General features: G+C 71.2%; 23 protein-coding genes and 1 pseudogene. 17 read left to right on the top strand and 7 right to left on the bottom strand.

Features of this window, described 5'->3' with window-relative positions:
- Nucleotides 1-44 precede the first annotated feature (44 nt).
- The gene (locus tag OG906_RS08270; protein WP_329441348.1) at nt 45-674 is read right to left on the bottom strand and encodes a response regulator transcription factor; all 630 of its coding nucleotides are present in this window, start codon (nt 672-674) and stop codon (nt 45-47) included.
- Nucleotides 671-1,855, bottom strand: a complete 1,185-nt coding sequence (locus tag OG906_RS08265; protein WP_329441346.1) for a sensor histidine kinase — start codon at nt 1,853-1,855, stop codon at nt 671-673. The genes OG906_RS08270 and OG906_RS08265 overlap by 4 nt, the downstream gene beginning before the upstream one ends.
- Before the next feature lie 134 nt (nt 1,856-1,989).
- Between OG906_RS08265 and OG906_RS08260 the strand changes: the two genes are divergently transcribed.
- Nucleotides 1,990-3,075, top strand: a complete 1,086-nt coding sequence (locus OG906_RS08260; RefSeq protein ID WP_329441344.1) for an ABC transporter permease — start codon at nt 1,990-1,992, stop codon at nt 3,073-3,075.
- Nucleotides 3,072-3,755, top strand: coding sequence for an ABC transporter ATP-binding protein (locus tag OG906_RS08255; RefSeq protein WP_329441342.1), 684 nt, complete (start codon nt 3,072-3,074; stop codon nt 3,753-3,755). Before OG906_RS08260 ends, OG906_RS08255 begins: the two co-directional genes overlap by 4 nt.
- 168 nt (nt 3,756-3,923) lie before the next feature.
- Here the strand turns inward: OG906_RS08255 and OG906_RS08250 are convergent, their stop codons facing one another.
- Entirely contained in the window at nt 3,924-4,727 is an 804-nt protein-coding gene (locus OG906_RS08250; RefSeq protein WP_053676799.1) for an IclR family transcriptional regulator, read from the bottom strand.
- A gap of 327 nt (nt 4,728-5,054) precedes the next feature.
- Here OG906_RS08250 and allB point away from each other — a divergent pair, with 327 nt between their 5' ends.
- Both allB and alc read left to right on the top strand, forming a co-directional pair.
- The gene (allB, locus tag OG906_RS08245; RefSeq protein WP_329441339.1) at nt 5,055-6,398 is read left to right on the top strand and encodes an allantoinase AllB; all 1,344 of its coding nucleotides are present in this window, start codon (nt 5,055-5,057) and stop codon (nt 6,396-6,398) included.
- A gap of 2 nt (nt 6,399-6,400) precedes the next feature.
- Nucleotides 6,401-7,528 (top strand): allantoicase, encoded by a 1,128-nt coding sequence (gene alc, locus OG906_RS08240; protein WP_329441338.1) that lies wholly within the window; start codon nt 6,401-6,403, stop codon nt 7,526-7,528.
- 116 nt (nt 7,529-7,644) lie between these two features.
- Here alc and OG906_RS08235 read toward each other — a convergent pair whose 3' ends face one another.
- Nucleotides 7,645-8,376, bottom strand: coding sequence for an SDR family oxidoreductase (locus OG906_RS08235; protein WP_267796038.1), 732 nt, complete (start codon nt 8,374-8,376; stop codon nt 7,645-7,647).
- Between the two features lie 205 nt (nt 8,377-8,581).
- On the opposite strand from OG906_RS08235, the gene OG906_RS08230 reads away from it, so the two are divergent.
- The 3 genes from OG906_RS08230 to OG906_RS08220 all read left to right on the top strand — a co-directional run bounded on the left by OG906_RS08230 (nt 8,582) and on the right by OG906_RS08220 (nt 11,484).
- Nucleotides 8,582-9,196, top strand: coding sequence for a dihydrofolate reductase family protein (locus OG906_RS08230; protein ID WP_267796039.1), 615 nt, complete (start codon nt 8,582-8,584; stop codon nt 9,194-9,196).
- 134 nt (nt 9,197-9,330) lie between these two features.
- The gene (locus OG906_RS08225) at nt 9,331-10,245 is read left to right on the top strand and encodes a DMT family transporter (protein ID WP_329441334.1); all 915 of its coding nucleotides are present in this window, start codon (nt 9,331-9,333) and stop codon (nt 10,243-10,245) included.
- 54 nt (nt 10,246-10,299) lie between these two features.
- Complete coding sequence (locus OG906_RS08220; RefSeq protein WP_329441332.1) at nt 10,300-11,484, top strand: cytochrome P450 family protein; 1,185 nt, start codon at nt 10,300-10,302, stop codon at nt 11,482-11,484.
- A gap of 29 nt (nt 11,485-11,513) precedes the next feature.
- Here OG906_RS08220 and OG906_RS08215 read toward each other — a convergent pair whose 3' ends face one another.
- Complete coding sequence (locus OG906_RS08215; RefSeq protein ID WP_329441330.1) at nt 11,514-12,518, bottom strand: Gfo/Idh/MocA family protein; 1,005 nt, start codon at nt 12,516-12,518, stop codon at nt 11,514-11,516.
- Nucleotides 12,519-12,689: 171 nt separating this feature from the next.
- On the opposite strand from OG906_RS08215, the gene OG906_RS08210 reads away from it, so the two are divergent.
- The 5 genes from OG906_RS08210 to OG906_RS08190 are packed head-to-tail and all read left to right on the top strand — an operon-like array spanning nt 12,690 to nt 17,392.
- Nucleotides 12,690-13,709: a sugar ABC transporter substrate-binding protein gene (locus tag OG906_RS08210; RefSeq protein WP_443067363.1), complete on the top strand. Its 1,020-nt coding sequence runs from the start codon at nt 12,690-12,692 to the stop codon at nt 13,707-13,709.
- A complete protein-coding gene (locus tag OG906_RS08205; protein WP_267826730.1) occupies nt 13,706-14,743 on the top strand; it encodes an ABC transporter permease in 1,038 nt (345 codons plus the stop codon). Before OG906_RS08210 ends, OG906_RS08205 begins: the two co-directional genes overlap by 4 nt.
- Nucleotides 14,743-15,639 carry an ATP-binding cassette domain-containing protein gene (locus tag OG906_RS08200; RefSeq protein WP_267826729.1) on the top strand — a complete coding sequence of 299 codons (897 nt, stop codon included), beginning with the start codon at nt 14,743-14,745 and terminating at the stop codon, nt 15,637-15,639. Before OG906_RS08205 ends, OG906_RS08200 begins: the two co-directional genes overlap by 1 nt.
- The gene (locus tag OG906_RS08195) at nt 15,636-16,805 is read left to right on the top strand and encodes an ROK family glucokinase (protein WP_267796046.1); all 1,170 of its coding nucleotides are present in this window, start codon (nt 15,636-15,638) and stop codon (nt 16,803-16,805) included. Before OG906_RS08200 ends, OG906_RS08195 begins: the two co-directional genes overlap by 4 nt.
- Complete coding sequence (locus OG906_RS08190) at nt 16,802-17,392, top strand: hypothetical protein (protein ID WP_329441325.1); 591 nt, start codon at nt 16,802-16,804, stop codon at nt 17,390-17,392. The genes OG906_RS08195 and OG906_RS08190 overlap by 4 nt, the downstream gene beginning before the upstream one ends.
- 28 nt (nt 17,393-17,420) lie before the next feature.
- Here OG906_RS08190 and OG906_RS08185 read toward each other — a convergent pair.
- Both OG906_RS08185 and OG906_RS08180 read right to left on the bottom strand, forming a co-directional pair.
- Nucleotides 17,421-18,200: pseudogene (locus OG906_RS08185) on the bottom strand (transposase).
- Between the two features lie 86 nt (nt 18,201-18,286).
- Nucleotides 18,287-19,225, bottom strand: a complete 939-nt coding sequence (locus OG906_RS08180) for a MerR family transcriptional regulator (RefSeq protein ID WP_329447967.1) — start codon at nt 19,223-19,225, stop codon at nt 18,287-18,289.
- A gap of 272 nt (nt 19,226-19,497) precedes the next feature.
- Between OG906_RS08180 and OG906_RS08175 the strand changes: the two genes are divergently transcribed.
- From OG906_RS08175 to OG906_RS08155, 5 genes are all read left to right on the top strand, one after another.
- Nucleotides 19,498-20,130 carry an MBL fold metallo-hydrolase gene (locus OG906_RS08175; protein WP_329441323.1) on the top strand — a complete coding sequence of 211 codons (633 nt, stop codon included), beginning with the start codon at nt 19,498-19,500 and terminating at the stop codon, nt 20,128-20,130.
- Between the two features lie 30 nt (nt 20,131-20,160).
- Nucleotides 20,161-20,940, top strand: a complete 780-nt coding sequence (locus tag OG906_RS08170; RefSeq protein ID WP_329441321.1) for an exodeoxyribonuclease III — start codon at nt 20,161-20,163, stop codon at nt 20,938-20,940.
- A gap of 51 nt (nt 20,941-20,991) precedes the next feature.
- Nucleotides 20,992-21,432, top strand: a complete 441-nt coding sequence (locus tag OG906_RS08165; RefSeq protein ID WP_329441319.1) for a DUF6278 family protein — start codon at nt 20,992-20,994, stop codon at nt 21,430-21,432.
- A gap of 107 nt (nt 21,433-21,539) precedes the next feature.
- Nucleotides 21,540-22,283: an amino acid ABC transporter ATP-binding protein gene (locus tag OG906_RS08160; protein WP_267796051.1), complete on the top strand. Its 744-nt coding sequence runs from the start codon at nt 21,540-21,542 to the stop codon at nt 22,281-22,283.
- A 34-nt stretch (nt 22,284-22,317) separates the two neighbouring features.
- Nucleotides 22,318-23,214, top strand: a complete 897-nt coding sequence (locus OG906_RS08155) for a glutamate ABC transporter substrate-binding protein (protein WP_443067450.1) — start codon at nt 22,318-22,320, stop codon at nt 23,212-23,214.
- Nucleotides 23,215-23,226: the final 12 nt, after the last annotated feature.

Here is a 23,226-nt window from a genome sequence, read left to right as displayed (position 1 = left end):
CACCCCCGCGCCCGGTTCCGCACCTCCCGCCCGGCGCTTCCGCCCTACGGGGTGCGGATCAGTCGGCGGGTGGCGGCCGTGGCGACCGCCGCCGTGCGGGAGTCGACGCCGAGCTTCGCGTAGACGTGCACCAGGTGGGACTTGACCGTGGCCTGGCTGAGGAAGAGCCGCTTGGAGATCTGCTGGTTCGACAATCCGTCCGCGACCAGCTGGAGCACCTCCAGCTCCCGCTTCGTCAGCGCCTCCGCCGGCATCCGCATCCGGTCCATCAGCCGCAACGCCACCGCCGGGGCCAGCGCCGACTGGCCGGCCGCCGCGGTGCGGACCGCCGCCGCCAGCTCCTCCGGCGGGGCGTCCTTGAGCAGGTAGCCCGAGGCGCCCGCCTCCACGGCGGCCAGGATGTCCGCGTCCGTGTCGTACGTGGTCAGCACCAGCACCCGGGGGGCGTCCGGCCGGGCCGTGATCAGGGCCGTGGCCTGCGAACCGTGCATGCCGGGCCCGAACTGGAGGTCCATCAGGACCACGTCCACCCCCGTCGAGGAGGCCAGCTCCACCGCCCGCTCGGCGGTGGCGGCCTCCGCGACGACCGCGAAGTCCGCCTCGGTGTCCAGCACCGCGCGCAGCCCCGCGCGGACCACCGGGTGGTCGTCGGCGAGCAGCAGCCGGATGGTCATGACAGGGCCTCCGCGGGCAACGGCAGGGTGACGGCCACGGCGGTGCCCTGGCCCGGGGCGGACTCGACGGTGAACAGTCCGCCCAGCGTCTCGGCCCGCGAGCGCATCGCGGGCAGACCGAAGCCGCCCTCGCCCGACGGAGCCGACGAGGGGTCGAAGCCCAGGCCGTCGTCCACGACGTCCAGGGTGACCGAGGTGCCCATGAAGGTCAGGGTGATCTCCGCGCGTCCGGCGCGGGCATGCCGCACCACATTGGCCAGCGCCGACTGCGCGATCCGCAGCAGGGCCACCTCGTACGGGGTGGGCAGGATCCGGGGGGCGCCGCTCAGCGAGAACCGCACGCGCGGCCCGGGAGCCGCGGAGCAGAGCCGCTCCAGCGCCGCGGCGAGGGAGCCGTGCTCCAGGTCGGGGGGCGTCAGGGCGCGGACGAAACGGCGCGCCTCGGCGAGGTTCTCCTGCGCGGCCTCCCGCGCCCGGCCGATGTGCTCCAGCGCGGGCGCGCCGGCGGGGAGCGAGCGCTCGGCGGCCCGCAGCAGCAGCTGGATCGAGCTCAGGCCCTGGGCGAGGGTGTCGTGGATCTCCCGGGCGAGGCGTTCCCGTTCGGCGAGGATCCCCGCGCCCCGCTCGGCGGCGGCCAGTTCGGCCCGGGTGGTGATGAGTTCCTCGATCAGCTCCCGGCGGCGTTCGCTCTCCCGGTACAGGGCCTGGTAGCCGAGGACCGTGGCCACGGCGACGGCCCCGCCGAGCAGCGGGCCGAGGAAGGCCCCCGGGGTGGGGGTGCTGCTGTGGGCGAGGAACCCGCCGATCGCCGCGCAGGCCGTGACGGCGACGGCCGCGACCCCCCAGCGCAGCCGCAGCAGGTGCAGTTCGAGGAAGTACAGCGGGAAGGCGATCCACAGCCCGTCCGGGGAGACCACGAGCAGTGCGGCCCAGGCCGCGCCGAGCAGGGCCAGCCACACCGCTCCGGCGCGCGGCGAGCGGTCCACCACGGGAGCGACGGCGCCCGCCACGTACACGGCGGCGAACAGCGCGCACGCGGCGACCGCCCACCCGGCGCGGGGCGCGTCGTCGGCGACGGCGCGCCCCGCGGCCAGCGCGAGCAGCCCGAACAGCAGCGCGTGCAGGCACAGCCGCAGGACGCGGGAGACGGGGGTCAGGGGGCGGGACTTCGGAGCAACCATGGCCCGACCAGCGTAAGTGGGGGTCCGCCGGCCCCGGTCAACCAAAAGATTGATGTACGGGGCGTCCCTTCGACACGAGGATCCCTACCGTGGCGCGATGCCGTGTGTCCACGGGGAACACCAGGGTGGGGGACATGTTCGTCGCATGGAGAGATCTACGGTTCGCCAAGGGCCGCTTCGCCCTCATGGGCTCGGTCGTCGTGCTCATCACCCTGCTGGTCGGCCTGTTGTCCGGCCTCACCTCGGGACTGGCCCGGGAGAACATCTCGGCCATCACGGGGCTGCCCGCCTCGCACCTGTCGTTCGCGGCGCCCGCCGGGGACCAGGAGCTGTCCTTCAGCCAATCCCGGATACCCGAGCAGGCCTGGCTGGCCTGGCGCGAGCGGCGCGGCGTCGAATCGGCGGAGCCGATCGGCATCCGCACCACCAACGCCGTCTCGGGTGAGCGCACCGCGGCCGTCTCGGTCTTCGGCATCGATCCGGCGGGCCGCCTCGCCCCGCGCGGGTCCGGACTCACCCAGGGCCAGGTGGTCCTGACCGAGAAGGCCGCCGAGGAACTCGGCGGGCTCGCGGCCGGCGCGAAGCTCAGGATCGGCACGCTCGAACTGTCCGTCGCGGCCGTCTCCGGCACCGCCGCCTTCAGCCACACCCCGGTCGTCTGGATGGACCTGAACGACTGGCAGCGCGTCGGCAACCCCGGCACCTCCATCGACACCGTCGCCACCGTCATCGCCCTGGACGCGTCCGGGGCGGACCTCGCCGCCGGCGACGCGAGCGCCGGCACCCGGACCGCGACCGTCGACGACGCGCTCTCCGCGATCGGCTCGTACACCTCGGAGAACGGCTCGCTCCAGCTGATGCGCGGCTTCCTCTTCGCGATCTCCGCCCTGGTCATAGGCGCCTTCTTCACGGTGTGGACGATCCAGCGCAGCGGTGACGTCGCCGTGCTGAAGGCACTGGGTGCCTCCACCGCGTACCTGCTGCGGGACGCCCTCGGTCAGGCCGTGGTGATGCTCGCCGTCGGAACCGGACTCGGTACGGCCCTCGCCGCCGTCCTCGGCGCGCTGATCGGCGGCGGCGACGTCCCCTTCGTGCTCGACGCGGCCACCGTGCTGGTCCCCGCCGCCGTCATGATCGCGCTCGGCGCGCTGGGCGCCGCCCTGTCCATCCGGCGGATCACCGCCGTAGACCCGCTGACCGCACTCGGGAGCGCCCGATGACCCTGCTCGTCCACGACGTCACGCTCACCTACCCGGACGGCGACGGCCGGCTCACCGCCCTCGACGCGGTCGCCCTGGAGGCGCCGGCGGGCACCCTGACCGGCGTCATCGGCCCTTCGGGCTCCGGCAAGTCCAGCCTGCTCGCGGTCGCCGCCACCCTGGTCACCCCGGACACGGGCAGCGTGGTCGTCGCGGGCCGGGACACGGCCCTGCTCAGCGCCGGGGAGAAGTCCGCGCTGCGCCGGGAGGAGATCGGCATCGTCTTCCAGCAGCCCAACCTGCTGGCCTCGCTCACCGCCGTCGAGCAGCTCCAGGTGATGGCCCACCTGTCGGGCCGGCCGTCCAAGCGGCTGCGCCGGCGGGCCCTGGACCTGCTGGACGCGGTGGGCATGGCCGACAAGGCCGACAAGCGCCCCCACCAGCTCTCGGGCGGGCAGCGCCAGCGCGTCAACATCGCCCGCGCCCTGATGAACGAGCCCGCCGTGCTGCTGGTGGACGAGCCCACCAGCGCCCTGGACCACGAGCGGGGGGCGGCCGTACTGGACCTCCTGGTCACCCTCACCCGCGAGCGGTCCACCGCCACCGTGCTGGTCACCCACGACCACGCCCACCTGGAGCGCGTGGACCGCACGATGACGATGACCGACGGCCGCCTCACGGAGACGGCCCCGGCCCGCTGACACGCGATGGCCCCGCTGACACGCGAAGGCCCCGCCCGAGGCGCGAAGGTCCCGGCCTCCGCGACGCACGACGCATCGCCCGACGGACGCACGACGCATCGCCCGACGTACGAAGGCCCCGGTCCGCCCCCTTCGAGAAGGGCGGCCGGGGCCTTCGCGTACGGATCCCTACGCGGGATTCTGGCTCTGCAGGGCCACCGACAGCTCGGCGGCGATCCCCTGGAGGATCGGCACGATCGAGTCCGTCAGCGCCTCGGTCACCCGGCCCGCGGGGCCCGAGATGGAGATCGCGGCGGCGGTCGGTGAGTTCGGCACCGACACGGCCAGGCAGCGGACTCCTATCTCCTGCTCGTTGTCGTCGACCGCGTAGCCCACCTTGCGGACCTGCTCCAGGGCGTCCAGGAAGCCCTCGGGCGTGGTGATGGTCTTCTCGGTCGCGGCCGGCATCCCGGTGCGCGCCAGCAGCGCGCGCACCTCGTCCGCGGGGGTGTACGCGAGCAGCGCCTTGCCCACGCCAGTGGAGTGCGGCAGCACCCGGCGGCCCACCTCCGTGAACATGCGCATGGAGTGCTTGGACGGCACCTGGGCGACGTAGACGATCTCGTCCCCGTCGAGCAGGGCCATGTTCGCGGTCTCGCCGGTCTCCTCGACGAGGCGCGCGAGGTAGGGACGGGCCCACGTGCCCAGGAGGCGCGAGGCGGATTCGCCGAGACGGATCAGCCGGGGGCCGAGGGCGTACCGTCGGTTGGGCTGCTGCCGGACGTAACCGCACGCCACGAGGGTGCGCATGAGGCGATGGATGGTGGGCAGCGGAAGACCACTGGCGGCGGAGAGCTCGCTGAGGCCGACCTCGCCCCCGGCATCGGCCATGCGTTCGAGCAGATCGAAGGCGCGCTCAAGGGACTGGACGCCACCGCCGGCGGCGGTGGGCTTGGCGGAAGCGTCGGTGGTGCTGGCGCTGGACGTCGGCACGGGCGCGGTCCTTTCGGTGCTGGCAGGCAAGGAATCAGCCTACCGGTCGGTCGGCGTCGGCCCTAGAGCCGGGGCACTGCCGTCCCCGCCGGTCAGAGGGGGTTTGTCCTGGTGGTGGACGTCCTCGCAAGTCAACCGCCCGGCTCCCGATGGCGGTAGCTACATTCTGGATAGTGAAATCTTAATTCCATCCTGTGGAAACATCCAATTGTGCCGTGCGTGGCTGGGTGGTCCGTCCGGGCGCTCTTGACTGGCCCCGGATCGGGGTGAAGACTCCGTCAACAGAACGTTGAATTTCGCTCTGTGGAAGTAGATGGGGAGGTTCCGGTGGCCGACGCGGCTGTGGAACTGGTACTGCGCTCGACGCGCGTCATCACCCCCGAGGGGACGCGCGCCGCCTCGGTGGCCGTCGCCGGCGGGAAGATCACGGCCGTGTCCGAGTACGAGGCCGAGGTACCGGCCGGAGCCCGGCTGGAGGACTTCGGAGACGACGTCCTGCTCCCCGGCCTGGTCGACACCCACGTCCACGTGAACGACCCGGGCCGCACCGAGTGGGAGGGCTTCTGGACCGCCACCCGCGCGGCCGCGGCCGGAGGCATCACCACCCTCCTCGACATGCCGCTGAACTCCCTGCCGCCGACCACCACGGTCGACAACCTCCGCGTCAAGCAGGAGGTCGCCCGCGCCAAGGCGCACGTGGACATCGGCTTCTGGGGCGGCGCGCTGCCCGACAACGTCAAGGACCTGCGCCCGCTGCACGACGCCGGCGTCTACGGCTTCAAGTGCTTCCTGTCGCCCTCCGGCGTGGACGAGTTCCCCGAACTCGACCAGGAGCAACTGGCCACGTCCCTCGCGGAGATCACCGGCTTCGGCGGCCTGATGATCGTGCACGCCGAGGACCCGCACCACCTGGACTCCGCGCCGCAGACCCCCGGCCCGAAGTACGCCGACTTCCTCGCCTCCCGTCCGCGCGATGCCGAGAACACCGCCATCGGGAACCTGATCGCCCAGGCGAGGCGGCTGAACGCCCGCGTGCACGTCCTGCACCTGTCCTCCTCCGACGCGCTGCCGCTGATCGCCGCCGCCAAGGCCGAGGGCGTGCGCGTCTCCGTCGAGTCCTGCCCGCACTACCTCACCCTGACGGCCGAGGAAGTACCGGACGGCGCCAGCGAGTTCAAGTGCTGCCCGCCCATCCGCGAGTCCGCCAACCAGGACCTCCTGTGGGACGCGCTCGCCGCCGGCACCATCGACTGCATCGTCTCCGACCACTCGCCCTCCACCGCGGACCTGAAGACGAACGACTTCGCCACCGCGTGGGGCGGCATCTCCTCCCTCCAGCTGGGACTCCCCGCGATCTGGACCGAGGCGCGCCGGCGCGGCCACACCCTGGAGGACGTCGTCCGCTGGATGTCCGCCGCCCCCGCCGCCCTCGCCGGACTGTCCGACAAGGGTGCGATCGAGGTCGGCCGCGACGCGGACTTCGCCGTCCTGGCACCCGAAGAGACCTTCACCGTGGATCCCGCGGAACTGCACCACCGCAACCGGGTCACGGCGTACGCGGGCAAGACCCTGCACGGCGTCGTGAAGTCCACCTGGCTGCGCGGCACGCAGATCGCCGACCACGGCACCCCGAACGAGCCCACGGGCCGACTCCTCGAAAGGCAGAACTGACAGTGGCACAGCGTTCAACTGGACCGGCTTCCTTCACCGGCAACGCGAACCCGTACGGAGGCGGCGACCCGTACGCGGACTACCGCACCGCGGACTTCCCCTTCACGCGGTACGCGAACCTCGCGGCCCGTGAACTGGGCGCCGGTGTCATCGAAGCCAACGACGAGTTCTTCGCCCAGCGCGAGAACCTGCTGATCTCCGAGGCCGCCCACTTCGACCCCGAGGACTTCGGGCACAAGGGCAAGGTCATGGACGGCTGGGAGACCCGCCGTCGCCGCGGCGTCTGCGCCACCCAGCCCTGGCCCACCGCCGAGGACCACGACTGGGCGCTCGTACGCCTGGGCGCCCCCGGCGTCATCCGCGGCATCATCGTCGACACCGCCCACTTCCGCGGCAACATGCCGCAGGCCGTGTCGGTGCAGGGCGCCTCCGTCGCCGGCTCCCCGACGGTCGTGGAACTCCTCTCCGACGACGTCAAGTGGACGACCCTCGTCGAGCGCACCCCGGTCGGCGGCCACGCGGCCAACGGCTTCGAGGTGAACGTCGAGCAGCGCTTCACGCACCTGCGCGTCAACCAGCACCCCGACGGCGGCATCGCCCGCCTGCGGGTCCACGGCGAGGTCGTCACCGACCCGAAGTGGCTCGCCGCGCTGGGCACCTTCGACGTGGTCGCCCTGGAGAACGGCGGCTCGGTCGAGGACGCGTCCAACCGCTTCTACTCCCCGCCGACCAACACCATCAACCCGGGCCGCTCCCGCAAGATGGACGACGGCTGGGAGACCGCCCGCCGCCGTGACAACGGCAACGACTGGATCCGCTACCAGCTCGTCGCCGACTCCGAGATCCGCGCCGTCGAGATCGACACCGCGTACCTCAAGGGCAACTCGGCCGGCTGGGCCTCGCTCTCGATCAAGTCGGGCGAGGACGGCGAGTGGACAGAGTTCCTGCCGCGCACCCGCCTCCAGCCCGACACCAACCACCGCTTCGTGCTGGACGCCCCGGCGGTCGGCACCCACGTCCGGATCGACATCTTCCCGGACGGCGGCTTCTCCCGCCTGCGCCTGTACGGCTCGCTGACGGAGGCCGGCGCGGCCGCGCACGCCGCCCGCCACCAAGAGCTCGGCGGCTGACGCCGAACCCGTGACCGCCCCGGGGGCCGACACCCCCGGGGCCCGGTCGACCGCCCGACGGGGCGCACCACTTCAGGTGCGCCCCGTCGGCGTTCACCGGTCCGGTGCGTCGGGCCCTACGCCGCGTGGCCGCCGTCCACCGAGAACTCGGCGCCCGTGACGTACGCGGCGTCCGACCCCGCGAGGAAGGACACCATGGCGGCCACCTCCGCCGCCGTGCCGAAGCGGCCGAGGGCCGTCATCGACGCCTGCGGGGCGGAGTAGGGGCCGTCGGCCGGGTTCATGTCGGTGTCCACCGGGCCGGGGTGCACGAGGTTCGCGGTGATCCCGCGCCCGCCGAGTTCCCTGGCGAGCGCCTTGGTCAGACCGGTCAGCGCGGCCTTGCTCATCGCGTACAGGGTGCCGCCGGGGCCCGGGACCCGCCGGGCGATGCAGCTGCCGATGGTGATGATCCGCCCGCCTGAGCCCATGCGGCCCGCCGCGGCCTGGGAGGTCAGGAAGACCCCGCGGACGTTCACCGCGAGGACGCGGTCCACGTCCGTGAGCGCGAGTGCGTCGAGCGGGCCGAGCACGCCCACGCCCGCGTTGTTGACCAGTACGTCGATCCGTCCGAGGTCCCGTACGGTCCGCTCCACCGCCCCGGCGGCCTCCGCGGCGTCGCCCGAGTCGGCCCGTACCGCCAGGCCGCGTCGACCGAGGGCCTCGATCTTGCCGACGACCTCCGCCGCCGAGGTGGCGTCGTCGACGTAGGTGATCGCCACGTCGGCGCCGTCCTGCGCCAGGCGCAGGGCCGTGGCGGCCCCGATGCCGCGGCTGCCGCCCGTGACCAGTGCCACTGTGCCGTTCATGTGCTTCCTCCCGTTGGCGTCCGGCCGTGTCCGTCCGGCCGTCTCGTTCCGTAAGTCGTTGCGGGTTCAATGAAACGGTCGGCGAGGGAACCGGGCCGGCGGGAAGCGGACCTCGCGTTCACGCGCGCCGCACCGATGAGTTCCGGGCGGCCGGGAAGTCTGAACCCGTGAAGACGGACGGACCGCGAACAAGGAGCGCAGAGCCATGGGCAAGCTGACCCTCACCACCTTCCTCAGCCTCGACGGGGTGATGCAGGGCCCCGGAGCACCCGAGGAGGACACCAGCGACGGCTTCCGGTACGGCGGCTGGACCGTGCCCTACGGCGACGAGGGCATGGGGGAGTTCGTTACGGAGGTCTTCGACCGCGCCGGGGCGTTCCTGCTCGGGCGTCGGACGTACGAGATCTTCGCCGGGCACTGGCCGCGGTACACCGATCCCGCCGACCCGATCGCGAGCCGGCTGAACGGACTGCCCAAGTACGTGCCCTCGGCCACCCTCAAGGAGCCCGCCTGGGCCGGGACCACGGTGCTCGACGGCGAGCACCTCCAGGCTGAGATCACGCGGATCAAGGACAAGCTGGAGGGGGAACTCCAGGTGCACGGCAGCGGCGCCCTCGCCCAGTGGCTGCTGGCCCGGGACCTGGTCGACGAGCTGAACCTGCTGGTCTTCCCGGTGTTCCTGGGCGCCGGGCGCCGACTGTTCCCGATCGGGGGCCTGCCGACCGCCTGCGAGGTGGTCGACTCCCGCACCACCTCGACGGGCACGTCGATCCACACCTACCGCCCGGTGGGCCGGGCCCGCTTCGGCTCCTTCGCCTGACCGCCTGACCGCCTGACCGCCGGGCGGCCGGCGGCCGGCAAACCGCTCGACCGGCGTGATCACGCCGGGTAACGTGGTCACGCCCCCGTGCGAGCCACCGAAGTCTCCACCCGCCTCCTGCCGTTGGAGAACCGGTGTCCACCGTCGCCGCCCCCGCCCCCGTCGCCGCCCCCGGCCGAGCCTGGCTCGCCGATCTGCCGGTCCTGCTCGTCGCCGTCGTCTGGGGCGGCAGCTACCTCGCCGCCAAGGGGATCACCACCACGCACACCGTGATCGCGGTGCTCGTGCTGCGCTTCGCGCTCGTCCTGCCCGTCCTCGTCGTCGCCGGACTGCGGCGGCTGCGCGCACTGAACGCCGCCCAACTGCGCGGCGCGGGGCTGCTGGGCCTGGTACTCGGCGGGATCTTCCTGCTGGAGACCTACGGGGTGGTCCACACCTCGGCCACGAACGCCGGGCTGATCATCAGCCTGACCATGATCTTCACCCCGCTCGCCGAGGCCGCCGTGCGGCGCGTGCGCCCCTCGACCGGGTTCCTCGGCGCCGCCGCCGTGTCCGTCGCGGGCGTGGTGCTGCTCACCCAGGGAGCCGGCTTCACCGCCCCGGGCCTCGGCGACCTGCTCATCCTCGGCGCGGCCCTCGCCCGGACCCTGCACGTCCTGCTGATGGCCCGGATCAAGGCCGTCCAGGACGCCGACCCGCTCTCCCTCACCACGGTCCAGCTCGGCGGCGCCGTCGCCGTGTTCGCCCTCCTCGCCCTGCTGCCCGGCAGCGGCGCGAGCCCCTGGGAGACCGCCGTCGCATTCGATTCCCGCCAGTGGGCGGGGCTGGTCTTCCTGGCCGTCTTCTGCACCCTCTTCGCCTTCTTCGTGCAGATGTGGGCCGTACGCCGCACCTCGCCCTCCCGCGTCAGCCTGCTGCTGGGCACCGAACCGCTGTGGGCGGCCGCCGCCGGCATCGCGATCGCCGGCGAGCGCCTCGGCGCCGTCGGTCTCGTCGGGGTCGCGCTGGTGCTCGGCGGCACCGCCTGGGGTCGGCGCGCCGCAGCCTGAACGAATGGCCGAAAGCCGCTCCTTGGAGGTCAACTACACGTCTAGGCTGACGACATGCCGGTTCTGGACCTCAGTACGATCGCCGAAGACTTCAACGAAAACCCGTACCCCCACTACGCGCGACTGCGGGAGATCGCCCCGATTCACCGCGTCAAAGCGGTGGACGGGCAGGAAGTCTGGCTCGTCGTCGGTCACGACGAGGCCCGTCAGGCCCTCACCCACCCCGACGTGTCCAAGAACTGGCTGACGTCGGGGCTCTACACCGACCGCGAGAAGACCGACGCCAGCGCCAACATGATGCGCGCCGACCCGCCCCACCACACCCGGCTGCGCCGGCTGGTCTCGCGGTCCTTCGCCCCCGGCCGGATCGAGACCCTGCGGCCCCGCATCCAGCAGATCGTCGACGGGCTCCTCGACGACATGGCCGCCCTGCCCGAGCGCCGCGCCGACCTGATCGACGCCTTCGCCCGGCCGCTGCCCATGACGGTGATCTGTGAACTCCTCGGGATACCGGAGGACGCCCGGGGCCCCTTCCACGACTGGGTCACCGAGATCGTCTCGCCGACCGGGGTGGAGGCCGAGAACACCGCCCTGCGCGCGATGACCGCGTACCTGGCCGAGCTGACCGACGCCAAGCTCGCCGCACCGGGCGACGACCTGCTCAGCGACTGGACCACGAGCCGCGGCGAGGACGGCGACCGGCTCTCGCGCCAGGAGCTGGTCGCCATGGCCTTCCTGATGATGATCGGCGGCCACGAGACCACCGTGCACCTGATCTCCAACGCGATGCGGGCCCTCTTCGCCCACCCCGACCAGCTCGCGGCCCTGCGCGCCGACCTCGACGGACTCACCGACGGCGCCGTGGAGGAGGCCCTGCGCTACGACGGCCCGGTGGAGACGGCCACCTTCCGCTTCGCCCGCGCGGACCTGGAGATCGGCGGCGCCCTGATCGAGGCCGGCTCGCCCGTCCTGGTCTCCCTCGCCGGAGCCGACCGGGACCCCGACCGCTTCGCGCGTCCCGACACCTTCGACATCCGCCGCCCCGGACGCGGCGGCCACATCGCCTTCGGCCACGGCATCCACCACTGCGTCGGCGCCCCCCTGGGCCGACTGGAGGGCCGCATCGCGATCCGCTCGATCCTGGAGCGCTTCCCCGACCTGGAAGAGGAGCCGATCGAGCACGCGTGGGTGCCCGGCATCCTGGTCCGCGGCATCCTGAGCCACCCGGTGCGCTGGTAGTCGGCCGGGCACCCGCGATGCCCCGCGGCTCACAGGTCCGGCAACTCCTCCAACCGCACCCGGCGCCGCTCCCGCCGGGACAGCTCACAGGCCTCCGCGATCCGGAGCGCGGCGAGCGCCTCGCGCCCGTCACACGGATTGGGGCCCTCGCCGCGCACCAGTCGCACGAAGGCCGCCAGCTCCGCCTCGTACGCGGGGGCGAACCGTTCCAGGAAGCCCGTCCACGGCTTGCTCGCCGCGGGCGGGCCGTGCGGCTCCGTCGAGGCGATCGGCGTACGGTCGTCCAGCCCCGTGGAGACCTGGTCCCGCTCCCCGGCGAGCTCCATCCGCACGTCGTACCCGGCGCCGTTGCAACGGGTGCCGGTACTGCTGACCAGCGTCCCGTCGTCCAGGGTGAGGACGGCCACCGCCGTGTCGACGTCACCGGTTTCCCGGAACACGGACGGCCCCGCGTCCGACCCGGCCGCGTACACCTCCGTCACCTCGTGCCCGGTGACCCAGCGGACCATGTCGAAGTCGTGCACCAGGCAGTCCCGGTACAGCCCCCCGGAGCCGGCCAGGTAGGCCGCGGTCGGCGGCGTCGGATCGGCCGTCGTCGTCCGTACGGTGTGCAGCCGCCCCAGCGCACCCGAACGGACCAGCTCCCGCGCCGCCGCGTAGCCCTCGTCGAAGCGGCGCATGAACCCCAGCTGGAGCACCCCGCCCAGCGCCGTGACCTCGCGCAGCACGCCCAGGGTGCGGGTCAGGTCCGGTGCCACCGGCTTCTCGCAGAACACCGGCAGCCCGCCGCGCACCGCCCGGACGATCAGCTCGGCGTGCCCGTCGGTGGAGCAGCACACGACGACCGCGTCCACCCCCCAGGTGAAGACCTGCTCCACGGTGGGCGCGGCGGTCGCCCCCAGCCGGTCCGCGAGCCGCGCCGCCCGCGCGGGGTCGGCGTCGGCCAGCAGCAGCGAGCCGGCGTCCGGGTGGCGGGCCAGGGCGGCCGCGTGGAACGAGCCGATCCGGCCGGTTCCGATGAGCCCGATGCGCATGCACTCAACGTGACCCCGTATGGGGGACCTGTCAATCCGCCCGACGCCGCCCCGATGGGCCCCCGTGGTCCACTGTGGCGGATACTGGGCGGCTGGAACCGGAATGGACCGCTTTGACATCGATCCGCTTCGACATCCGAGAACTGCACGACAAGGGAAGGGCGCGGCGACGTGGCTAGGGTTCGGACAGGGGTGCGCGTCGTGGGCGCCGTACTCGCGGCGGTACTGGGTGCCTCCCTCGCGGGGTGCAGCAGTACGGGCGGCAAACGAGCCGAGGAACGGGCCAAGGCCGCCGAGGCCGGGCGACCCGCCGTGTCCACCCCGCGCTGGACCTTCGCGATGGTCACCCACGCCGGAGACGGCGACACCTTCTGGGACATCGTGCAGAAGGGTGCCAAGGAGGCCGCGGCGAAGGACAACATCAAGTTCGTCTACGCCCACGACGACCAGGCACAACAGCAGGCCCAGTTCGTGCAGAACGCCATCGACCAGAAGGTCGACGGCATCATCGTGAGCCTGGCCAAGCCCGACGCCCTCAAGGACGTCGTCGCCAAGGCCGTCAAGGCCGGCATCCCGGTCGTCACCGTCAACTCCGGATCCGCCCAGTCCGCCGAGTACGGGGCCCTGACCCACATCGGCCAGGACGAGGAGATCGCCGGCGAGGCGGTCGGCACCGAGCTCGCCAAGCGCGGCAAGAAGAAGGCCGTCTGCGTCCTGCACGAACAGGGCAACGTCGGCCACGAGCAGCGCTGCGCCGGGGCGAAGAAGACCTTCGGCGAGTCCGGCGGGGTCATGGAGAACCTCTACGTCGAGGGCACCAACATGCCCTCCGTCCAGGCGTCCCTCCAGGCGAAGCTCCAAGCGGACCCCTCCGTCGACGCGATCGTCACCCTCGGCGCGCCCTTCGCCGCCACCGCCGTCAAGGCCAAGGACACGGCGGGTAGCAAGGCCGAGGTGGACACCTTCGACCTCAATGAGTCAGTGGCGAGGGACCTCAAGTCGGGCGCCCTCGGCTTCGCCGTCGACCAGCAGCCCTACCTCCAGGGGTACGAGGCCGTCGACCTGCTCTGGCTCAACCTCTACAACGCGAACGTCCTCGGCGGGGGCCGTCCGGTCCTCACCGGACCGGCGATCGTCACCGGCGCCCAGGCCGCCGAGCTGGAGAAGTACATCAAGCGGGGCAGCCGATGAGCGCGACCGCCGGTGCGACGGTCGACGAACGGCTGGCCCCCACCTCGCTCGTGCGCCGTCTGCTGGGCCGCCCCGAGCTGGGCGCGGTCGTCGGCGCGTTGGCCGTCTTCGTGTTCTTCTCCTTCGCCGCCGACAGTTTCCTGCGGGCCTCCAGCCTGAGCACCGTCCTGTACTCGGCCTCCACGATCGGGATCATGGCGGTGCCGGTGGCCCTGCTGATGATCGGCGGCGAGTTCGACCTGTCGGCCGGCGTCATGGTCACCACCTCGGCGCTGGTCAGCTCGATGTTCAGCTACCAGATGACCGCGAACGTCTGGGTCGGCGTCCTGGTGTCCCTGCTGGTCACCCTCGCCATCGGCTTCTTCAACGGGTTCATGCTGACCCGCACCAAGCTGCCGAGCTTCATCATCACGCTCGGCACCTTCCTGATGCTGACCGGCCTGAACCTCGGCTTCACCAAGCTGATCAGCGGCTCCGTCTCCACCAAGACCATCGCCGACATGGAGGGCTTCTCCTCCGCGCGGGCCCTGTTCGCCTCGCAGTGGAACATCGGCTCGGTCACCCTCAAGGTGACCATCCTGTGGTGGTTCGCCCTGGTCGCCGTCGCGACCTGGATCCTGCTGCGCACCCGCGCCGGAAACTGGATCTTCGCGGTGGGCGGCGGCGCCGACGCGGCCCGCGCGACCGGCGTGCCCGTCGTGAAGACCCGCATCGGGCTCTACATGGGCGTCGCGCTCTGCGCCTGGATCTCCGGGCAGCACATCCTCTTCTCGTTCGACGTGGTGCAGTCCGGCGAGGGCGTCGGCAACGAGTTCCTCTACATCATCGCGGCCGTCATCGGCGGCTGTCTGATGACGGGCGGCTACGGCTCGGCCATCGGCTCGGCCATCGGCGCCTTCATCTTCGGCATGACCAGCAACGGCATCGTGTACGCCCAGTGGAACCCGGACTGGTTCAAGTTCTTCCTCGGGGCGATGCTGCTGCTCGCCACGCTGCTCAACGCATGGGTCCGCAAGCGGGCGGAGGCGAAGTGATGACCGACACCGCGGCCAAGGCCGTGCCCGACGGCGCGACCGCCCTCGTCCGGCTGACCGACGTCAGCAAGTTCTACGGCAACATCAAGGCCCTCCAGGGGGTCTCCCTGGAGGTGTCCGCCGGCGAGATCACCTGTGTCCTCGGCGACAACGGCGCCGGCAAGTCCACCCTCATCAAGATCATCGCGGGGTTGCACCGGCACGACGCCGGCACCTTCGAGATCGAGGGCGAGGAGACCGTGCTGGCCAACCCGCGCGCGGCCCTCGACCACGGCATCGCCACCGTCTACCAGGACCTCGCCGTGGTTCCGCTGATGCCGGTCTGGCGGAACTTCTTCCTCGGCTCCGAGCCCACCAAGGGCCGGGGACCCTTCCGCCGCCTCGACGTGGACCTCATGCGCGAGACCACCCGGACCGAGCTGCTCCGGATGGGCATCGACCTGCGGGACGTGGACCAGCCCATCGGCACCCTGTCCGGCGGCGAGCGCCAGTGCGTGGCCATCGCCCGGGCCGTGTACTTCGGCGCGAAGGTCCTCGTGCTGGACGAGCCCACCGCTGCCCTCGGCGTCAAGCAGTCCGGCGTGGTCCTGAAGTACGTCGCCGCCGCCCGCGACGCGGGCCTCGGGGTGGTGCTGATCACGCACAACCCGCACCACGCGTACCTGGTCGGCGACCGTTTCGTGCTCCTGAAGCGGGGCACCATGGCGGGCAGCCACACCCGCGACTCGATCACCCTCGACGAGCTCACCCGACAGATGGCGGGCGGGTCCGAGCTCGACGAACTGAGCCACGAACTGGAGCGAGTGGCAGAATCGGGAGCGGACGGACCGCCGTCCGACGCAGCCGACCCGGCTCCCCCCACCCCGCGGACCACGAGGGACGACACGACTCGATGAGCACGTACCGGGACTTCTCGCTCGCCCACCGGGGGTCGGCGCGGGGCACCGTCCTGCGGACCGTCGGGACCCGTGAGCGCCGGTCGCTGCTGACCGCCCCGCGGGTCCCCACCGTCGGCATCGACATCGGCGGCACCAAGGTCATGGCCGGGGTGGTGGACGCGGACGGGGTGATCCTGGAGAAGATCCGCGCCGAGACGCCCGACAAGTCCAAGAGTCCCAAGGTCGTCGAGGACACCATCGTCGAACTGGTCCTGGACCTCTCCGACCGGCACGACGTCCACGCGGTGGGCATCGGCGCGGCCGGCTGGGTGGACGCCGACCGCTCCCGCGTCCTGTTCGCGCCGCACCTCGCCTGGCGCGACGAGCCGTTGCGCGACGCCCTCCAGTCCCGGCTCGCGGTCCCGGTCATGGTCGACAACGATGCCAACACCGCGGCCTGGGCCGAGTGGCGCTTCGGCGCCGGACGCGGCGAGGACCACCTCGTCATGATCACGCTGGGCACCGGCATCGGCGGCGCCATCCTCGAAGGCGGCCAGGTCAAGCGCGGCCGCTACGGGGTGGCCGGCGAGTTCGGGCACATGCAGGTCGTCCCCGGCGGCCACCGCTGCCCCTGCGGCAACCGCGGCTGCTGGGAGCAGTACAGCTCCGGCAACGCCCTGGTCCGCGAGGCGCGCGAGCTGGCCGCGGCCGACTCCCCGGTCGCCTACAACATCATCGCCAAGGTCGGCGGCAACGTCCAGGAGATCACCGGCCCGCTCATCACCGAGCTGGCCCGCGAGGGCGATGCCATGTGCATCGAGCTCCTCCAGGACATCGGCCAGTGGCTGGGCGTCGGCATCGCCAACCTCGCCGCCGCCCTCGACCCCTCCTGCTTCGTGATCGGCGGCGGCGTCAGCGCCGCCGACGACCTGCTCATCGGACCCGCCCGGGACGCCTTCCGGCGCCACCTCACCGGCCGCGGCTACCGCCCCGAGGCCCGGATCGCGAAGGCCCAGCTCGGCCCGGAGGCGGGCATGGTCGGCGCCGCCGACCTCGCCCGACTCGTCGCCCGACGCTTCCGCCGGGCCACCCGCCGCCGCGTGGAGCGGTACGAGCGCTACGCACAGCTGGGCCGCCGTGACCTCCTCGGCGGTACCAAGGACCGGGAGCAGGAACAGCAGTGACCCCGCCCACCCTGCCCCACCAGGCTCCCGCTCCCGACGCGGAAGGCAGACCGCGGCCCCCGGCCGAGGACCGCCGACACGTGGTCCGGCGCCGCTGGATCACCGCGATCATCATCGTGCTGCTGATCGGGGTCCCCGCGGGCTACCTCGCGGTGTCCGCCCAGCAGAGCCGCCAGAGCGGCCGCGACAAGGCGGCCAAGGTCGGCGCGGTCCACGTGCGCCCCGCCTGGCCCTCCAAGGTCCAGCGCAGCATCTACGAGGTGCCGATCCCCGATCAGGCCTCGGCCGTCGGCTACCTGGAGACCAACAACTGGCACACCAGCCGGCTCTACACCGAGTTCGCCCTCACCCCCGCCCAGTTGGACACCTTCCTGGCCGACGCGGGCACCCGTCGGGAGGCGTTGACCCGGGGCGTGTCGATCTCCGACCACGACGCCCGGATCGCGGGCTGGAACTGGAAACCGGACCACTCGTGGTTCGGCATCACCCTGGACGCCAAGGAACCCCGCCCCACCAGGGACATCACCGTCGACCTGAGCGATCCGGCGGTCCCCAGGGTGTACGTGGTCTCCACCGCGATTCCCTAGATGAATGAGTCCAAGGGGTGTCTTGCGGTCAGTGAGCGTAGGCAGTGAGTGACCGCTTGATGGGCTGTCCAGTCTGGTCGTTGTGCCAGATCACCGCTGTGAGTGCGAGGATCCGGCACAAGACCCGGGCTGACACCCCTGCCGGGCTCTTGCCGCCGTGTCGTTCCAGGTTGAGCTGCCCCTTGAAGGTCTGATTGATCGACTCGATGACCTGCCGCAGCGGCTTGAACGGCGAGGACGTCTGGCGCGGTATCGAGCATGTCGCGCAGCGTTTCGCGCTCGTCCGCCCTGGCCCCGGTGAGTGCGAACAGGACCGGCAGTCCGCCGAGTGTGCACACCAGGTGCAGACGCAGCCCCCAGAAGTATCGCGAATGTGATGCGCAGTAGCCGTACTGGGCCCAGCCTGCCAGGTCCGAGCACTTGGCCGTCTCGCGGGAGCAACCGCAACCGACCGGTGTGGAGTCCACCAGCCACACATCGTCGCTCCACAGTGAGGTATCGCGGGCCACGATCCGGATCATGCTGGTGAGCAGTGAGAACGCGGCGCGCAGCCGCTTGTTGTAGCCGGACTGCTGGGGCACGTAGGGAAACAGGTGGCCGAAGTCCCGCCCGACGCGGCGTAGCCAGCGCCGCTCGGAGGTGTATCCGAGCGGCGCCGACATGACCGCGAGCGTGATCAGCTCGGCGTCACTGAGCGTGGGCGTGATTCCGACGGCAGGCCGCCACGGCCCAGCCACGGCGAAGCCTTCAACTCGTCGTCGATCCCGGCATAGAGTGCCGTTGCGAGGGTGTCCAGGTCGTTAGTCACACATCGACGTTGGACGCCCTCGTCTCATGTCCGCAGGCGATCCCTTGGACTCATTCAGGGATCCGGGGCGGTGCCCACTGCGGTGACTATGCGGCAGGGTCATTTCGCAGGGCCTGGATGAGCCAGGGGTACACCGGCATCAGGTTCGGTACTACCTGCCAGCCGTTGACGATCCACACCAGCCGCCAGTATCGGTCCACCCGGGGATCGTGCGCCTCTTTGAACTGTTGGGCCATCCAGTCCCGGAATTCCGTGTCAGGGGTGCGCGCGAACACCTCGGCGAAGCGGTGCACGAGGTCGTCGATGACGGGTGCGCCCCTGTCGCTGAGCGGGTCGATGCCCGACTCCATGGCCTCGGCCACCTTCTGACGGGTGAACTCCATCAGTTCCTCGCCGACCTCGCTCTCGATGTCGAGCGTGCGCCCGGCGGCCTGGCACCTGGCCGTCCGGCGCATCCGGGCCCGGAAGTCCTCGTCGCCGACCAGCTCGGCGAGTTCCACCCACGCGGCGACCTGCTCGCTGGACGGATCATCGGGGAGGTCGGGAGTGGCAGCGCGAACCATGGCCACCGCAGCCGGGTCGGCATCCACTGTGCCGAAGGTGCCCTCCATGAAATCGTCGACCAAACGTCGGCGTTTCTCGCCGGACAACTGCGTGAGCCTGTGCATGAGCTTGGTCTCCTCGGGATTGGACCCGCGTCTGGCCACGACGCGCAGAACGCTCCGACGCAGTTGCAGCACCCGGATCTGGACGTCCATGGCGTCGGCGTGCGCCGCGGCGACTTCCGCCACCGAGAGCTCGCGGTCCAGTACCCGTTGAATCGTGGCCAGGTCCATGCCCAGCTCGCGCAGTGTGCGGAGGAGTTCCAGACGAAGCAGTGCGTCGAGGTCGTAGAGCCGATAGCCGGCGGGACTTCGGGTGGTCGGCGCTACCACCCCCGAATCGGAGTAGAACCGGATGGTCCTCACGGGCAAGCCGGTCTGCCGGGAAAGCTCCCCGATCGAGTAGAGGGTCGTAACGTCCATGTCCCCCACTCTGCTGTCTCCAGTCACTGGAGACTCAAGGCTATTCCCCAGCTGGGCCCCGACCGAGACGTCCTCCGAGTTGCTGAAGCATGCGTCGCGTGCTCTCCGCTGACCGCCAGGATGACGGGCACGCCTTGCACGCGCTGGGCGAGCGATGGCAGCGACATGCGTCACCGCTCGCTGGCGGCCTATGGCTACGAGCCCTTGGACTCAATCATCTAGGTCCCGTCGCGATTCCCCGGGGCGCCGCCGCGCGCCGCTAGCCTGGGATCATGAAGCTCACCAAGCGGCTCCACTCCTGCGTCCAGCTGGAGAAGGACGGGCGCGTGCTCGTCATCGACCCGGGCGCCTTCAGCGAACCCGACGCCGGCCTCGGGGCCGACGTCCTGCTGGTCACGCACGAGCACCCCGACCACTTCGAGGAGGGCCGGCTGCGCGCCGCCCTCGACGCGAACCCCGCGACCGAGCTGTGGACCCTGCGCAGCGTCGCCGAGAAGCTGGCGCCGGCCTATCCCGGCCGGGTGCACACGGTGGGGCACGGAGACGCCTTCACCGCGGGCGGTTTCGAGGTGCGGGCCTACGGCGAGCTGCACGCGGTGATCCACCCGGACATCCCCCGGATCACCAATGTCGGGTTCCTGATCGACGGTTCGCTCTTCCACCCCGGCGACGCGCTGACCGTGCCCGAGACCCCCGTGGACACCCTGATGCTCCCGGTGCACGCGCCCTGGAACAAGGTCTCCGAGGTGATCGACTACCTCCGCGAGGTCAAGCCCCGGCGCGCGATCGACATCCACGACGCCTACCTCGCGGACCTGGCCCGGCCGATCTACGACCTCGCCCTGGACAACCTGGGCGGCACCGACCACGGCAGGCTCACCGCCGGGGACGCCACGGACCTGTGACCGTCGGTGCCGGGCGGTAGGTTGGGTGGCATGCGTATCGCCACGTACAACGTCAATTCGATCACCGCCCGGCTGCCGCGCCTGCTGGCCTGGTTGGAGTCCTCCGGCACGGACGTGCTGTGTGTCCAGGAGACCAAGTGCTCCGCCGAGCAGTTCCCGCACGCGGAGCTCCGCGAGGCGGGTTACGAGGCCGCGGTCAACGCCACCGGCCGGTGGAACGGCGTGGCCCTGCTCTCCAAGGTGGGTCTCGAAGACGTGGTGACGGGCCTGCCCGGCGGGCCCGACTACGAGGGCGTCCAAGAGCCCCGCGCCATCTCCGCCACCTGCGGCGGGGTCCGCGTCTGGTCGGTCTACGTGCCGAACGGCCGCGAGGTCGAGCACGACCACTACGGCTACAAGCTGGACTGGTTCCGCGCCCTGGCCGCCGCCGTCGCCGAAGACGCGGCCGGCCCCCGTCCGTTCGCGGTGCTCGGCGACTTCAACGTGGCGCCGACCGACGAGGACGTGTACGACCCGGCGGTCTTCGCGGGGCTCACGCACGTCACCCCCGCCGAGCGCGCCGCCCTGGAGGCGTTGCGCGAGGCCGGTCTCTCGGACGTCTTCCCGCGCGCGCTCAAGTACGACCGTCCGTACACGTTCTGGGACTACCGGATGCTCGCCTTCCCCAAGAACAAGGGCATGCGCATCGACCTGGCCTACGGGAACGCCCCCTTCGTCAAGGCCGTCACCGACGCGTACGTGGACCGTGAGGAGCGCAAGGGCAAGGGCGCGTCCGACCACGCCCCGGTCGTGGTGGACCTGGACCTCTGATCCCTGCGCGCCCTGTGGCCGGCGGCGGATCCGGGTGCCAGGCTGGTTCGCATGAACATCCCCTTCCTGGACAACTGGCTGAACCGGAACGAGAAGGAACAGGGTGCGGGACTCGCCGCCGCCCTCGTGGATGATCCCGAGGGCGTCGCCGAGTTGTTCTCGGAGTGCGAGATGCTGCGCGCCCAGGCCCGCTCGGCAGGGCTCGAACTCGACGGGAGCCCGGCCTCGTTGGAGGCGCTCGACCAGCTGATGCCACGCTGGCGCAGGGATCCCGAGGCCGTGCCCTGGCTGGGCAACGACGCCGGCTTCTACCTCGGCACGGTGATCATCCGCAGCATCCCGGGCACGGTCTGGCAGGTGTGGCCGAACGGGCAGCCGGTGATCCGGCTGGCCTCGGGCCGGGAGCTGAACGTGGTCGAGTCCGGGGTGTCCTGGGCGATGACCGGATCCCCGGAGCTGTCCCAGGCGTACGCCGAGGCCTCGGAGGGCTGATCTCGGGCTCCTTTATGCGGCTTTTAGGCGTGTCGAGGTGAAGTGCCCTTCCACGGCTGGATAGTTTGCGCTGACCTCGACACACCGACAAGTGGGCAGGGCAGCGTATGGCCGTCGATCCGTTGATCGAGCTGCGGGACGTCAACAAGCACTTCGGGCAATTGCACGTGCTCCAAGACATCAACCTCACCGTCGGCCGCGGGGAGGTGGTGGTGATCATCGGCCCTTCCGGTTCCGGCAAATCGACCCTGTGCCGGGCCATCAACCGGCTGGAGACCATCGAGTCGGGGGCGATCTCGCTCGACGGGAAGCCGCTGCCGGCCGAGGGCAAGGAGCTGGCGGGACTGCGCGCCGAGGTGGGCATGGTCTTCCAGTCCTTCAACCTCTTCGCGCACAAGACCGTCCTCGCCAACGTCTCGCTCGCGCAGGTCAAGGTCAGGAAGCGCAAGAAGGACGAGGCCGACAAGCGCTCCCGCGAGCTGCTGGACCGGGTGGGCCTCGCCGACCAGGCCGAGAAGTACCCCGCCCAGCTCTCCGGCGGCCAACAACAGCGCGTGGCCATCGCCCGGGCCCTCGCCATGAGCCCCAAGGCCCTCCTCTTCGACGAGCCCACGTCGGCGCTCGACCCGGAGATGATCAACGAGGTGCTGGAGGTCATGCAGCAGCTGGCCGCAGAGGGCATGACCATGGTCGTGGTCACCCACGAGATGGGCTTCGCCCGCTCCGCCGCCAACCGCGTGGTGTTCATGGCGGACGGAAAGATCATCGAGGACCGCACCCCGGAAGAGTTCTTCACCGCTCCGGAGAGCGACCGGGCCCGGGACTTCCTCTCCAAGATCCTCAAGCACTGAGGGGCCGGCCGTGAAGCTCTCCCGTCGTTCCCGCCTGCCCGGGGTCCTCCTCGCCCTCGCCCTGATCGGCGCCGCGTTCGGCTGCGGCAAGCCCGGCAGCCCGCCGGTCAAGGGGCCCCAGCCGGAGGACCTGCCCACCTACAAGGTCGCCACCGACTTCACGCTGCCCGAGTCCCCGACCTGGCAGCGGGCCAAGAAGCGCGGCCACCTCGTCGTCGGCGCCAAGGAGGACCAGCCCTCCATGGGGGAGAAGGATCCCGCCAGTGGCCGCTACTCCGGCTTCGACATCGAGATCGCCAAGATGATGTCCGCCTCCCTCGGCTTCGACCCCAAGACGATCGAGTTCAAGACGATCGCCTCCGCCAACCGCGAGACCGCCCTCCAGAACGGGCAGATCGACTACTACGTCGGCACCTACACGATCAACGACAACCGCAAGAAGCAGGTCGGCTTCGCCGGCCCCTACTTCATGGCCGGCCAGTCCCTCCTCGTGCGCAAGGACGAGGAGGACATCAAGGGCCCCGACGACCTCGCCGGCAAGAAGGTCTGCTCCGCGGCGGGCTCCACCCCCTACCAGCGCCTCCAGAAGGAGCACCCCGAGGCCGTGCTGGTCTCCTACGACACCTACTCCGTCTGCGTGGACAACCTGCTCACCTACCAGGTCGACGCCGTCTCCACCGACGACTCGATCCTCCTGGGCTACGCCGCCAAGGTCCCCGACGAACTGAAGGTCGTCGGCGAGCCCTTCTCCGAGGAGCCCTACGGGATCGGCGTCCCGCGCGGCGACAACGCCCTGCGCTTCGCCCTCGACGACGCCCTGGCGGAGAACGAGAAGAACGGCAACTGGAAGAAGGCCTACGAGGCCACGCTCGGCCTGTCCGGCGAGCCCGCCCCGACGCCACCGCCCATCGACCGCTACCCGGCGAGCTGAGAGGAGCGGAGC

This window comes from Streptomyces sp. NBC_01426, assembly GCF_036231985.1.
Lineage (GTDB): Bacteria > Actinomycetota > Actinomycetes > Streptomycetales > Streptomycetaceae > Streptomyces.
Note: the sequence above shows the minus strand (reverse complement) of the source record. Positions and strands in the feature narration are given on the sequence as shown.